The organism is Streptomyces sp. NPDC057445 (genome assembly GCF_042802855.1).
Classification (GTDB): domain Bacteria; phylum Actinomycetota; class Actinomycetes; order Streptomycetales; family Streptomycetaceae; genus Streptomyces.
Map to the genome: position 1 here is coordinate 176,549 of NZ_JBHVDH010000011.1, position 12,429 is coordinate 188,977.

A 12,429-nucleotide genomic window follows, 5' to 3' on the forward strand; every position below is an offset into this window, starting at 1 on the left:
TGGTGGTGCCGTACACGTGCGTGCGGTACACACCTGTCCGGAGAAGGGAAGCACTGCGATGGCGCAGCAGGTCCAGGGGGTCGTCGCCCCCGGCAGGAACGAGCCCGTCCGGCTGGAGACGATCGTGATCCCCGACCCCGGACCGGGCGAAGCCGTGGTCAAGGTCCAGGCGTGCGGGGTCTGTCACACCGACCTCCACTACAAGCAGGGTGGCATCAACGACGACTTCCCGTTCCTCCTCGGCCACGAGGCCGCGGGAGTCGTCGAGTCGACCGGCCCCGGTGTCACCGACGTCGCCCCCGGCGACTTCGTGATTCTCAACTGGCGCGCGGTCTGCGGCCACTGCAGGGCATGCCTGCGCGGCAGGCCCTGGTACTGCTTCGACACCCACAACGCCCGGCAGAAGATGACGCTGGCGGAGGGCCCGGGAGCGGGCACCGAGCTCTCCCCGGCCCTCGGCATCGGTGCCTTCGCCGAGAAGACCCTGGTCGCCGCCGGCCAGTGCACCAAGGTCGACCCGGCCGTCTCCCCGGCCGTCGCCGGCCTGCTCGGCTGCGGGGTCATGGCGGGTATCGGAGCCGCCATGAACACCGGGAACGTCGGACGTGGCGACTCCGTCGCCGTCATCGGCTGCGGCGGCGTCGGTGACGCGGCGGTCGTCGGCTCCCGTCTCGCCGGAGCCGCGCGGATCATCGCCGTCGACATCGACGACCGCAAGCTGGAGACGGCCCGTGCCATGGGCGCGACCCACACCGTGAACTCCCGCACCACCGACCCCGTCGAGGCGATCAGGGAGCTCACCGGCGGATTCGGCGCGGACGTCGTCATCGAGGCCGTCGGCCGCCCTGAGACGTACAAGCAGGCCTTCTACGCCCGTGATCTGGCCGGCACCGTCGTCCTCGTCGGTGTCCCGACGCCCGAGATGCGGCTCGAACTGCCGCTCCTCGACGTCTTCGGCCGCGGCGGGGCGCTCAAGTCCTCCTGGTACGGCGACTGTCTGCCGTCCCGCGACTTCCCCATGCTCATCGACCTCCACCAGCAGGGCCGGATCGACCTCGGGGCCTTCGTCACCGAGACGATCGGCCTCGGCGAGATCGAGAAGGCCTTCGCCCGTATGAACGAGGGTGATGTGCTGCGCTCGGTGGTGGTGCTGTGATCACCAGGCGGCGAGCCGGAGCCGGCTCTCGAAGCGGTGCTCCCGCCCCGTGAGCGGATCGGTGAACTCCAGCGCCCGCGCGAGCAGCTGCAGCGGCCGGGAGTAGTCCCTGTCGCGAAGGGGCTCGTCCGTGCGGACCACCGGATACAGCGGGTCGTTCAGGATCGGCAGCCCCAGGCTGTTCATGTGCACCCGCAGCTGATGGGTCCGGCCGGTCGCCGGCACCAGCCGGTACCGGCCGATCCCGTCGCGGTGCTCCAGCAGCTCGATCCGGCTCTCGCTGTTCGGCTCGCCGGCCACCTCCCTGGCGGCCGGCACCCCGCGCTCCTTCTCGATGCGGCTGCGCACGGTGACGGGCAGCGCGACCTCGGGGTCGTACGGTGCCACCGCCTCGTACTCCTTGCGCACCAGCCGGTCACGGAACAGCGTCTGGTACGCGCCACGGTCCCCGGACCGCACGACGAACAGGGCGAGCCCCGCGGTCAGCCGGTCGAGCCGGTGCGCGGGCTGCAGCTCCGGCAGCCCCAGATCGCGGCGCAGCCGGGCCAGCGCCGTCTCGGTGACATGCCGGCCGCGCGGAGTCGTGGCGAGGAAATGCGGCTTGTCGGCCACCACCAGGCGCTCGTCCCGGTGGACGACGCCGACCTCGAACGGCACCCGCTCCTCGGCCGCGAAATCCCGGTGGAACCAGAGATACCGCCCCGCTGTGTACGGCTCGTGCGGGGCGGCGGGACCGTCCGTCCCGACGAAGCGCCCCTGGCGCAGCATCTCCGCCACCCGCTCCGCCCCGATCGCGCCGCCGAACCGCTCGAGGAGGTGGTCGCCCACGGTCCGCCAGGCACCGTCCGGATCAGCGGGCAGCCGGATACGCACGGGATCGACGCCGTCCCGCTGCGCCAGCGGTGCCACGGGGGCCGCCCGTCGTCCGCGTGCCACGGCCCCTACCTCCTCCGCGCTCGGCCAAAAAAAGCAAAGAACCCCAGCTGAGCTGGGGTTCTTCGATGGTGTCCGAGGGGGGACTTGAACCCCCACGCCCGATAAAGGGCACTAGCACCTCAAGCTAGCGCGTCTGCCATTCCGCCACCCGGACCAGGTGTCTGTCGTGCGGCCCTGGGCCGTTCCGACGTGGAAAACCATAGCAAACATTCGGGGGTGCTCGATCACGCCCCCGGTCCGGCCCCGGTGTGACAGGCGTATGGCGTCGCCGGGGCGCCCTTGGGCCGCGGGCAGGGGGCGCGGGAGGATGTGGGGGACCACCAGAGCGACAGTGGGAGGAAACAGCGTGAGCGAGTCGAGCACCGTCCGGACGGTCTCAGGCGAGGACGAGGTCGTCGACCTCTGTCGCGATCTGATCCGGATCGACACCAGCAACTACGGCGACCACTCGGGCCCCGGCGAGCGAGCCGCCGCGGAGTACGTCGCGGAGAAGCTCGCCGAGGTCGGCCTGGAACCGAGGATCATCGAGTCCCACAAGGGCCGGGCCTCCACGGTGGCCCGGATCGAGGGTGAGGACCCGTCCCGTCCGGCGCTGCTCATCCACGGCCACACCGACGTCGTACCGGCCGACGCCGACGACTGGACCCACCACCCGTTCTCCGGCGAGATCGCCGACGGCTGCGTCTGGGGCCGCGGCGCGGTGGACATGAAGGACATGGACGCGATGACCCTCGCGGTCGTACGGGACCGGCTGCGCAGCGGACGCAAGCCCCCGCGCGACGTGGTCCTGGCCTTCCTCGCCGACGAGGAGGCGGGCGGTACGTACGGCGCGCGGTATCTCGTCGACAAGCACCCGGACCTCTTCGAGGGCGTCACGGAGGCGATCGGTGAGGTCGGCGGATTCTCCTTCACGGTGAACGAGAATCTGCGGCTCTATCTCGTCGAGACGGCCCAGAAGGGCATGCACTGGATGCGGCTCACGGTCGAGGGCACCGCGGGCCACGGCTCGATGACCAACAACGACAACGCGATCACCGAGCTGTGCGAGGCCGTCGGCCGGCTCGGGCGGCACACCTGGCCGGTGCGGGTGACCAAGACCGTGCGGTCCTTCCTGGACGAGCTGTCCGACGCCCTCGGGACGCCGCTCGACCCCGAGGACATGGACGCGACGCTCGCCAAGCTCGGTGGCATCGCCAAGATGATCGGGGCGACGCTGCGGAACTCGGCCGCACCCACCATGCTCGGTGCCGGCTACAAGGTGAACGTGATCCCGGGCCAGGCCACCGCGCATATCGACGGGCGCTTCCTGCCGGGCTACGAGGAGGAGTTCCTGGCCGACCTGGACCGGATCCTCGGGCCGCGCGTCAAGCGCGAGGACGTGCACGGCGACAAGGCGCTGGAGACCAGCTTCGACGGCGATCTCGTCGACGCGATGCAGTCGGCGCTCAGGGCCGAGGACCCGATCGCGCGGGCCGTCCCGTACATGCTCTCCGGCGGCACCGACGCCAAGTCCTTCGACGATCTGGGCATCCGGTGCTTCGGCTTCGCGCCGCTGCAGCTGCCGCCCGAGCTGGACTTCGCCGGGATGTTCCACGGAGTGGACGAGCGGGTGCCGGTGGACGGCCTCACATTCGGTGTCCGGGTGCTGGACCGTTTCCTCGACGCAAGCTGAGGAAGGGGCGCGGGAAGTCCGTCGATCCGTTGAGTGGAAACTTCAATAATCGTCCGCACGTGCGTACTTGACTGAAAAGAGTGAATGGGACCATACGCTAGTAGCCCCATTAACTCCTCCTCGTTACAGGTGTGCGGTCCGCGGCTGGGATCGCATTGCCAACTAGGAGGAATAATGATCAAGAAGGTCGTCGCTGCTGCGGCTGCCACCGGTGGTCTCGTGCTCGCGGGTGCGGGCATGGCCGTTGCCGACTCGGGCGCTCAGGGTGCTGCCGTGAACTCCCCCGGCGTGCTCTCGGGCAATGTCGTCCAGGTGCCCGTTCACGTACCGGTGAACGTGTGCGGCAACACGGTCTCCGTGATCGGGCTGCTGAACCCCGCCTTCGGCAACACCTGCGTCAACGCGTGACGTTGTGCCTCAACCCGTAAGGGCTGATCCCGGCGGCTCCGGAGTGCGCGCCATGTACTCCGGGGCCGTTGGCATTCCACCCCCGCGCGACAGCGCCCGGGGGTACTCCGTAAGTCAGAAGGCAGGGAACTACCTATGCGACAGGTCACGCGAAAAGGCCTGATCACTGTGGCGGCCGCGGGTGGCGTGCTCGTCCTCAGCGGTGGATACGCGCAGGCGCACGGGGGTGCGGGGGCCCATGGCGGCGCCTCGAACTCCCCGGGTGTGCTCTCGGGGAACACGGTCCAGGTTCCGGTGCACGTCCCGGTCAACGTCTGTGGCAACACGGTGAATGTCATCGGGGTGCTGAACCCCGCGTTCGGAAACCGCTGCGTGAATTCGAGCCAGAACGGCAGCGGCGCTCATGCCGAGGGCAGCACGGCGAATTCGCCGGGCGTCGGCTCCGGCAACACCGTCCAGGTGCCCGTCCACGTGCCGGTCAACGCGTGCGGGAACAGTGTGACGATCGGCGGCCTCGGTAATGGCGCCGTCGGCAACGAATGCGCCAACGGCCCGGGCGGGAACAACCCGGGTGAGCCGGGAGAGCCCGGTCAGCCTGGTGAGCCGGGGGAGCCCGGTCAGCCGGGAGAGCCCGGTCAGCCTGGCCAGCCTGGTGAGCCTGGTGAGCCCGGTCAGCCGGGAGAGCCTGGTGAGCCCGGTCAGCCGGGAGAGCCTGGTGAGCCCGGTCAGCCTGGTGAGCCGGGGGAGCCGGGGGAGCCGGGTCAGCCTGGTGAGCCCGGTCAGCCGGGAGAGCCGGGTCAGCCTGGTGAGCCCGGCCAGCCTGGTCAGCCCGGAGACTCCGGGACGCCGATCGAGCCGTCGGTGCCGAACACCCCGGACACGGACACCGTCACCCCGCCCAGGGCCACGGATGAGCTCGCGCACACCGGTTCCGGTTCGCTCGGGTTCGTGATCCCCGCGGGTGCCGGCCTGCTGCTCGGCGGTGCGGTTCTCTACCGCAGGGCACGCGCCTCTGCGTGATCGCACCGTGACACAACGGAGCAGGCCCGCAACAGCGGGCCCGCTCCGTCCTTCGTACAGCAGGAACTCACCATGTGGCGCGTACCTGACGGATGATGCGCCGACGCAGCCGAACCTTCCGGCTGCCGTCCCGGTGGAGACTCAGTCGGTCCAACTCCCAGTGTCCGTACTCGGCATGGTCGGTCAGCAGGCGAGTGGCCTCCTTGCGGGAGACCCCGCGTGGCACGTACACATCGACAAATTCGTATTCCGGCATCGCATCTATTGTGCGGGCACAGCCCCAGTACGGATAGCGTCTGCACTATGTCTGATGCATCCGCTCCTGCGCAGCCCACAGCTGCCGAGGTTCGCGCCGCCGCCGAGGCGGTAAAAGCCGCGCTGGACCGCCACCTCGAAGCGGTCGAACAACGAACGGGAGAGGACGACCCGGCGGTCTACGACGCTTTCAACGCACTCGCCGCTGCCGCCGAGGCGTACGACGAACGTCTCTACGACCGCTACGACGAGGTCACCCCCTTCGAGATCCCCGGAGCGGACGACTCTCTGCCACCGTATGCGGGCCCCGACGAGCCGAACGCCCTCAGCGTCTTGATCCGCCGCGACTACGCCGTGGCGGAGCCCCAGCGGCTGCTCGCCCAGGCGCAGCGCATCGCCGATGTCGACCAGGACGGGACGACGGACCGGACGGCCGTGGTCGGCAGGAGCGTGCACGCCGCGCTGGGGGTGCTCTTCGGAGAGTACGAACCCGATGAGATCGCCTCCCGTCACAAGGAGTTCGGTCTGGAGGAAGGCGACTCCACGCTGTGGGTGTCCGCGGTGGACGAGCTGCCGGAGCCGGGGGAGTGGCTGAGCACACCGTTCGACCAGGCCGATCCGGAGCTCGTCGTGTGCCGCTTCGACGTCAGCGCGGTCTTCGACGAGGACGAGGTGGACGAGGGTCCGGACGACCTCGGCACGTCAGGGGCCTGACGGAATCCGGCGGGCAGGGGGTCCCTGGACGCAGCAGGAGGACGAGAACACTCGCGGTCGGGGACTTCACGTTCCCGCGGAGCGGCCAAGGCGGAACCTTCCGTCCTGGCCGCTCCGGCGTCGGGCGGCCCGGCCCGGCCCCCGGCCTTCTCGGTCCCAGCCCGTCAGCCCCTTCAGCCGGTTCCGTCGGCTGCGGCCGTGAGCAGACCTTCGAGCAGCATGCGCAACCGGGTCGTGCGTTCCTGGGCCGGATCCTCGGAGACCGCGCGCGGCAGCGCCTGCTCCACGCCGTGGACGACGGAGAGGTGGCGCTCGCCACGGCTGAAAGCGGTGTAGACCCAGGGACGGCTCAGACCCTGTGCCGCATCGCCGGGCAGTACGACCACCACTGCGGGCCAGCGCATCCCGGCCGCCTGGTGTGCGGTGAGCGCCCAGCCGTGCCGGACCGCCGACTCGACCCGGTCCCTCGGTACGACGACGGGTGCGCCCTCGGAATCCAGCCTCAGGCCTTCCGCGTCGGCCGAGACCACCGTGCCGCACACGGTCCGCCCGGCAGCCGGGGCATAGGCGACGCGGTCGCCCGCGTCGAACCCGCCGAAGCGCCCCGGGCCAGGGTTCAGCTGCTGCTTGAGCGCCGCGTTGAGGGCGCGGGTGCCCGCAGAGCCGCCATGGCCGACCGTGATCACCTGGGTCTGTCCGGCCGGGACGCCGAACGCCCGGGGCACCGAGTCCGCGACGAGCTGGACGGTACGGTGCACGGCCTCACCCGCGTCCCGGACGGGGACGATCACGACCTCCTTGCCCGGCGCGGACACCTGGTTCAGCTCGCCGGCCCCGATGCCTGAGACCAGCTCCCCGATCGGACCCGGGTCGGGCGTACGCGACGCGACATGCGGGCACACCCGGGCCGCCAGCACATCGGCGAACACTCGCCCCGCACCGGCCGACCACAGCACCCCGGGGTCGCCGCTCAGCACGAGCCGGGTGCCGTCGGCGAGCGACTCCACGAGGATCGCGGCCGTCTCGACGTCCAGCTGCGGTGCGTCAAGGACGGCGAGCAGATCGAGGGCCAGGGCGCCGTCCTCGTCCCGGCCGGGGCCTTCGGTACCGGAGAGCAGTCCGTGCACGGTCACGGCGTCGGCGCCCGGCCGGCGGCGCCCGTTCTCACTGTGGACAGCGGCCACCGCCCGCAGACCCTGTGCCCGGGCTGCCTCGACCAGAGCCATGGGCTCGGCGCGTGCCGCCTCGCCACCGGTGTGCAGCACGAGTCCGTGGCCCGCCGCGGCCCTGACCAGCTCAGGACCGTCCCAGGTGGCGGTGGGTCCCGTCCTCACCAGCCGGGCCAGGCCGTCCGCGAGGCTCTCCTCGGCGAGCGCGTACCGGTCGAGGCCCAGCAGCACCGGCACGGCCGCCTGCTGCTGCTCGTGCTCGCCGGAGTCCTCCGCGCCCGCCTCCGGTCCGCTCGGCCCGCCCGGTCCGTCCCCTCCGTCCGCTCCGTCCTGGAACACCAGGACGGCGCCCTCTGAGACGGCGTGCTCAAGCCCCGCCTCGGGGTCGGACACGGAGCGTCCTTCGAGCGCCTTGCGCACGACCGCCGCCTCCAGGGCGGTGTGCCCCTGCAGCGCGGCCTGCTCCAGCAGCCAGGCCACCAGCGCCACGCCTCGTCGCTCGTCGTCCGGCCCGCACTCCGCACCCAGCATCGCCCGGGCGAATCCGTCGGCCTGCTCGGGCCGCACCCCCGGCACGGCCAGGAGCCGCCAAGGGTCCTCGCGCAGCGCCTGCGCGGCCTGCTCACCGAGCACTCCGGCGACCCGCGCGGCGAGCCCCTCGGGCGCACCACCGGACACCAGCACCTCCAGCACGGCCGCCACCGTCCCGGGGTCGGCCCGCCGGGAGCCCTGCTCAGGCTCGGGCGCCTTCGGCCGCGCCGGGGACGGGACGGACGACGCCGTCGGCCGCCGTGGCGCGGTGGGCGGGGCGAAGTACGCGCTCCCCGACTTCTCCCCGCTCTCCACGGCCCGTACCGCCGCCAGCAGATCGGCGGCCGTCCCGCTCAGCTTCCCCCCGGCCTCGATCGGCCCGTCCTTCTCCACCCTGCGCTTCTCGATCCGCGCTCGCAGCTCCCGCTGCGCGGCGAGCTCGGCCTCCGCCTCGGACACCTCGCCGCGCTCCGTGGTTCCGGCGGCCTCCTCCGTGGCACCGGCGGCCCCGTCCGTCGCGCCGACGGCGGCCTCCGTGGTGTCGGTGTCGGCCTCATCCGGTCGGCCGGCCGCCGGATCGCCCGGAGCGTCCTTCCCGTCCGCGTCCGCCGGAGCGGCGGCATCACCGTCCGCGGCGGGCGGCGTGGGCTCGCCGCCGGGGGTGAGGGCAGCGTCCTCGTGCCCGTCGGCCGGGGGTCCGGGGGTCGCCCCGGGAAGCGCAGTCACAGCGTGCTCCAGTCCTGGTCGGGATAGCGGTGCACGGGCGCCGACACATCGTCGAGCGCCTGGCAGATCTCGTCAGGAAGACTAAGGGCCTCCACTGACAGCGCGGCCGTGAGCTGCTGTGCGTTGCGCGCGCCGACGATCGGTGCCACGACGCCCGGCCGGTCGCGGACCCAGGCGAGCGCCACCTCGAGCGGTGTCGTCGCCAGACCGTCCGCCGCGGTCGTCACGGCGTCCACGATCCGGCTCGCCGCGTCGTCCAGATACGGTTCCACGAACGCGGCCATCAACTCAGAGGCCCCGCGCGAGTCCGCGGGCGTCGCGTTGCGGTACTTGCCGGTCAGCACTCCGCGCCCCAGCGGCGACGACGGCAGCAGCCCCACCCCGAGGTCCAGCGCCGCGGGCAGCACCTCGCGCTCGACCCCGCGCTGCAGCAGTGAGTACTCCATCTGGGTGCTCGCCAGGCGCGTCCGCACGCCCGGGGACGTCAGCTGCCAGGTCGCCGCCTTCGCCAGCTGCCAGCCGCAGAAGTTCGACACGCCTGCGTACCGCGCGCGCCCGCTGCTGACCGCGAGGTCCAGCGCCTGGAGCGTCTCCTCCAGTGGTGTCAGCGGGTCGAAGGCGTGGATCTGCCACAGATCGACGTAATCCGTCCCGAGACGGTCGAGCGAAGCGTCGAGCGCGGCCAGCAGATGCCCGCGCGAGCCGTCGGACCTCCGGTCCGCCTCGAGCACGCTCCCCGCCTTGGTCGCGATGACCAGATCGCGCCTCGGAATCAGCCGCTCCACAAGCCTGCCGAGCACATACTCGGACTCCCCGCCGCCGTACACATCGGCGGTGTCGACCAGCGTGCCGCCCGCCTCCCAGAAGACCTTCAACTGGTCGGCGGCGTCGTGCTCGTCGGTGTCCCGCCCCCAGGTCAGGGTGCCGAGCCCGATCCGGGACACACGCAGGCCGGTACGGCCGAGATGCCTCTGCTCCATGGCCGCGAGATTACTGGCCAGGGCCCCACCCGGAGCGACCCTGTGGACAACTCGCCCCCGAAGGTCCGGCGGGGTGGCCCCTGACGGATCCGGCGCCACCGCGCTAGAGTCCGCGAGAAGGACGTTACTCATCGGTAAGGGGAGCGGTATGCGGCTCGGCATCAATCTCGGCTACTGGGGCGCGGGCATGGACGGCGACAACCTCGCCGTCGCGCAGGAGGCGGACCGTCTCGGCTACGACGTCTGCTGGGCCGCCGAGGCTTACGGCTCCGACGCCCCGACCGTCCTCGCCTGGGTCGCCGCCCAGACCGAGAGCATCGACGTCGGCTCCGCGATCCTCCAGATCCCCGCGCGCCAGCCGGCCATGACCGCCATGACCGCAGCCACGCTCGACTCGCTGTCCGGAGGTCGCTTCCGCCTCGGCCTCGGCGTCTCGGGACCGCAGGTCTCCGAGGGCTGGTACGGCGTCAAGTTCGACAAGCCGCTCTCCCGCACCCGCGAGTACGTCGAGATCGTCCGCAAGGCCATGACCCGTGAGCGCCTCTCCTTCGAGGGCGAGCACTGGACCCTTCCGCTTCCCGGCGGCCCCGGCAAGCCGATCAAGCTGACCGTGCACCCCCAGCGTGAGCACATCCCGCTGTACATCGCCGCCATCGGCCCTAAGAACCTCGAGCAGACCGGCGAGATCGCCGACGGCGCTCTGCTGATCTTCCCCTCCGCCGACCACCTCGAGGACACCGCGATCCGTCACATCCGCGCGGGCCGTGAGAAGGCCGGGAAGACGATGGACGGGTTCGACGTGTGCCCGACCCTCCCGCTCGCCGTCGGCGACGACGTCACGGGCCTGGCCGACATGTTCCGTCCGTACACCGCCCTGTACGTCGGCGGCATGGGCAGCCGCAAACAGAACTTCTACAACCAGCTCGCCCAGCGCATGGGTTACGAGAAGGAAGCCGCGGAGATCCAGGACAAGTACCTTTCCGGGGACAAGGACGGGGCCGCGGCGGCCGTACCGCACGAGCTCATCGACTCGACGACCCTGCTCGGCCCGGTCGAGCGGATCGCCGAGCGGATGCAGGCGTACGCGGCCGCCGGCGTGACCACCCTGACCCTCGCCCCCGCGGGCTTCACGCTGGACGAGCGTCTCGCCGCCCTGAGGGCCGGCACGGATGCCCTGGAGCGCTCCGGGCTTGTGTAAGGGCGCCGCGGGAATGCCCCGCGGCAAGCCTGCGGCCGTGGTGGGGGCTCGGGGTCATCCCCGCCACGGCCGTCATGACTCCTAACGCGCCACGCCGTCCTCGGTCACGCCCTCCGATGCCATGCGGTCGCGTACAGGGCGCACGCCGGTCCTGCGCCGGCGCGCCCCGCAGCGGGCCCGCACTCCTTCGTTCGGCCGAGTTCACGCACCCACCTGTTGCCCGTCCGGCCGGTCCGCATTTGACTCGTTCTTTGCGGACACCTGACCGGAGGTGGCAGTGATGCTCTCGGCCCGAAGCCTGTTCCAGGAAATCCTCGACAACGACGATTCCTTCCAGCTCTTCTGCTCGATCGCGGCCAGCGGCGAGACACAGGGCGGCTGGGAGAACGGCAGGATCGCCGCCCTCGTGCCCGAGAGCATGAGCGACCTCGCACCCAAGATCACCCGGCACGGCGCCGACGAGGACAAGCACGGCCGGATCTTCAACGGTCTGCTGAAGAAGCGCGGCCTGGGCCCCGTCGACGTTCCGCCCGACACCGACTACACGATGCTGCTGGAGAAGCAAGGCATCGGCCTCGCCCACGACAAGCTGCGCCGCGACGAGCGGCTCACCGAGCGGGACATCGTAGTCTACCTCTCGCACAGCCGCGTCACCGAGCAGCGGGCCGCCGACCAGATGGACATGCTCGTCAAGTACTTCGGCGGGCACCCCGAGGTCGGCAAGGCCATCAAGCAGATCTGCCACGACGAGGACAACCACCTGGCCTACTGCCATGAGGAGTTGCTCCGTCTCGCCTACGCCGGCCACGGCCGTGACATCCAGAGCACGCTCCGCGAGTGCGCGCTCATCGAGATCGCGATCTACCGGGACGTCAGCCTCGCCGTCATGTCCCACATGGGCCGGCTGCTGAAGTGGCCCCGGCCCAAGTCCGCCGCGCTCGCCACGGGCATCCGCGCCATGTACGCGTACGAGCGGGCGGGCGGCTGGCGGCGCATGGTCAGCCTGACGATGCCGGAACGGCGCAACGCGCTCGGCGGCCCCGCGACGACGGCTCCGGCCTTCTAGCGCGACCCGGACCCGTCGCGCCGTGCCGTCGGCCGGGTCGTGTCCGCACGAGGCGCGCCTGCCTGCCGCGCCTGCCTGCCGCGCCTGCCTGCCGCGCCTGCCTGCCGCGCCTGCCTGCCGCGCCTGCCCACCGCGGCGTGCAGGCGCGGGTCCGCGCCCCGCGGGCGACGGCAGCGGTGGACGCACCGTCCGCCGGAAGGGCCTGGACTGCGGCGTCCGGTGCTGGGGCCGTTCCCCCTGCCTTCCCTGTCTTCCCTGGCTTCCCTGGCTTCGCCCGGGCAACAAGAGCCGGTGGCAGGACCCGAGAAGGTGATGCGGCCGGCAGGCGACCGCGCACCGCGCACCGCGGAGTGCCGCCGGGCCGCCGCCGTGGGGCCGCGGACGCGGCTTGCACCGGGCGCCCGTGCCGCACCCGTGCGGGGCCCGGGTGGTGGCCCGTACCGGCCCGTCCATGCCGGTGCCCTGTCACGGCCCGGCCAGGGACGCCACGGGCGCACGCCGGGCCTGCCCCCTGATCCGCCACGAGGAGACCGCAAAGCGGTCCGGGCGGCACCCGGTGGAGGTTCTTCGCACGGGACGCAATCGGACGAGCCCGACA

General features: G+C 71.6%; 11 protein-coding genes and 1 tRNA gene. 7 read left to right on the forward strand and 5 right to left on the reverse strand.

All coding sequences use genetic code 11. The features are described 5' to 3' along the window. Window positions 1-58: 58 nt before the first annotated feature. Entirely contained in the window at window positions 59-1,156 is a 1,098-nt protein-coding gene (locus tag ACFU5O_RS23425; protein WP_384243583.1) for an S-(hydroxymethyl)mycothiol dehydrogenase, read from the forward strand. Here ACFU5O_RS23425 and ACFU5O_RS23430 read toward each other — a convergent pair whose 3' ends face one another. Both ACFU5O_RS23430 and ACFU5O_RS23435 read right to left on the reverse strand, forming a co-directional pair. Further along, complete coding sequence (locus tag ACFU5O_RS23430; protein ID WP_384243584.1) at window positions 1,157-2,092, reverse strand: pseudouridine synthase; 936 nt, start codon at window positions 2,090-2,092, stop codon at window positions 1,157-1,159. 66 nt (window positions 2,093-2,158) lie between these two features. Continuing rightward, window positions 2,159-2,246 (reverse strand) — tRNA-Leu (locus ACFU5O_RS23435). Window positions 2,247-2,438: 192 nt separating this feature from the next. Between ACFU5O_RS23435 and ACFU5O_RS23440 the strand changes: the two genes are divergently transcribed. The 3 genes from ACFU5O_RS23440 (at window position 2,439) to ACFU5O_RS23450 (ending at window position 5,192) form a co-directional block, all read left to right on the forward strand. Further along, on the forward strand, window positions 2,439-3,764 hold the full coding sequence (locus ACFU5O_RS23440) for a M20/M25/M40 family metallo-hydrolase (protein ID WP_384243587.1): 1,326 nt from the start codon (window positions 2,439-2,441) through the stop codon (window positions 3,762-3,764). 174 nt (window positions 3,765-3,938) lie between these two features. Continuing rightward, window positions 3,939-4,172: a chaplin ChpH gene (gene chpH, locus ACFU5O_RS23445; protein WP_384243589.1), complete on the forward strand. Its 234-nt coding sequence runs from the start codon at window positions 3,939-3,941 to the stop codon at window positions 4,170-4,172. Between the two features lie 135 nt (window positions 4,173-4,307). Further along, the gene (locus ACFU5O_RS23450; protein ID WP_384243591.1) at window positions 4,308-5,192 is read left to right on the forward strand and encodes a chaplin; all 885 of its coding nucleotides are present in this window, start codon (window positions 4,308-4,310) and stop codon (window positions 5,190-5,192) included. A 67-nt stretch (window positions 5,193-5,259) separates the two neighbouring features. Here ACFU5O_RS23450 and ACFU5O_RS23455 read toward each other — a convergent pair whose 3' ends face one another. After that, window positions 5,260-5,448 carry a DUF5703 family protein gene (locus tag ACFU5O_RS23455; protein ID WP_384243593.1) on the reverse strand — a complete coding sequence of 63 codons (189 nt, stop codon included), beginning with the start codon at window positions 5,446-5,448 and terminating at the stop codon, window positions 5,260-5,262. A 47-nt stretch (window positions 5,449-5,495) separates the two neighbouring features. Here ACFU5O_RS23455 and ACFU5O_RS23460 point away from each other — a divergent pair, with 47 nt between their 5' ends. Then, the gene (locus ACFU5O_RS23460; protein WP_384243595.1) at window positions 5,496-6,161 is read left to right on the forward strand and encodes a hypothetical protein; all 666 of its coding nucleotides are present in this window, start codon (window positions 5,496-5,498) and stop codon (window positions 6,159-6,161) included. Between the two features lie 173 nt (window positions 6,162-6,334). On the opposite strand, the gene ACFU5O_RS23465 is transcribed toward ACFU5O_RS23460, so the two are convergent. Together ACFU5O_RS23465 and ACFU5O_RS23470 are read right to left on the reverse strand one after the other, a co-directional pair. Then, a complete protein-coding gene (locus ACFU5O_RS23465; protein ID WP_384243597.1) occupies window positions 6,335-8,587 on the reverse strand; it encodes a helix-hairpin-helix domain-containing protein in 2,253 nt (750 codons plus the stop codon). After that, window positions 8,584-9,567 (reverse strand): aldo/keto reductase, encoded by a 984-nt coding sequence (locus tag ACFU5O_RS23470; protein ID WP_384243600.1) that lies wholly within the window; start codon window positions 9,565-9,567, stop codon window positions 8,584-8,586. Before ACFU5O_RS23470 ends, ACFU5O_RS23465 begins: the two co-directional genes overlap by 4 nt. A 148-nt stretch (window positions 9,568-9,715) precedes the next feature. On the opposite strand from ACFU5O_RS23470, the gene ACFU5O_RS23475 reads away from it, so the two are divergent. Together ACFU5O_RS23475 and ACFU5O_RS23480 are read left to right on the forward strand one after the other, a co-directional pair. Then, complete coding sequence (locus ACFU5O_RS23475; RefSeq protein WP_384243602.1) at window positions 9,716-10,765, forward strand: LLM class F420-dependent oxidoreductase; 1,050 nt, start codon at window positions 9,716-9,718, stop codon at window positions 10,763-10,765. Between the two features lie 280 nt (window positions 10,766-11,045). Next, the gene (locus tag ACFU5O_RS23480) at window positions 11,046-11,831 is read left to right on the forward strand and encodes a ferritin-like domain-containing protein (RefSeq protein WP_384243604.1); all 786 of its coding nucleotides are present in this window, start codon (window positions 11,046-11,048) and stop codon (window positions 11,829-11,831) included. Window positions 11,832-12,429 lie beyond the last annotated feature (598 nt).

What these genes read in the sequence shown, in the direction of transcription:
- ACFU5O_RS23425 (WP_384243583.1), top strand. Translation starts at nt 59, where the DNA reads ATGGCGCAGCAGGTCCAGGGGGTCGTCGCCCCCGGCAGGAACGAGCCC.
- chpH (WP_384243589.1), top strand. Translation starts at nt 3,939, where the DNA reads ATGATCAAGAAGGTCGTCGCTGCTGCGGCTGCCACCGGTGGTCTCGTG.
- ACFU5O_RS23450 (WP_384243591.1), top strand. Translation starts at nt 4,308, where the DNA reads ATGCGACAGGTCACGCGAAAAGGCCTGATCACTGTGGCGGCCGCGGGT.
- ACFU5O_RS23455 (WP_384243593.1), bottom strand. Translation starts at nt 5,448, where the DNA reads ATGCCGGAATACGAATTTGTCGATGTGTACGTGCCACGCGGGGTCTCC.
- ACFU5O_RS23460 (WP_384243595.1), top strand. Translation starts at nt 5,496, where the DNA reads ATGTCTGATGCATCCGCTCCTGCGCAGCCCACAGCTGCCGAGGTTCGC.
- ACFU5O_RS23470 (WP_384243600.1), bottom strand. Translation starts at nt 9,567, where the DNA reads ATGGAGCAGAGGCATCTCGGCCGTACCGGCCTGCGTGTGTCCCGGATC.
- ACFU5O_RS23475 (WP_384243602.1), top strand. Translation starts at nt 9,716, where the DNA reads ATGCGGCTCGGCATCAATCTCGGCTACTGGGGCGCGGGCATGGACGGC.
- ACFU5O_RS23480 (WP_384243604.1), top strand. Translation starts at nt 11,046, where the DNA reads ATGCTCTCGGCCCGAAGCCTGTTCCAGGAAATCCTCGACAACGACGAT.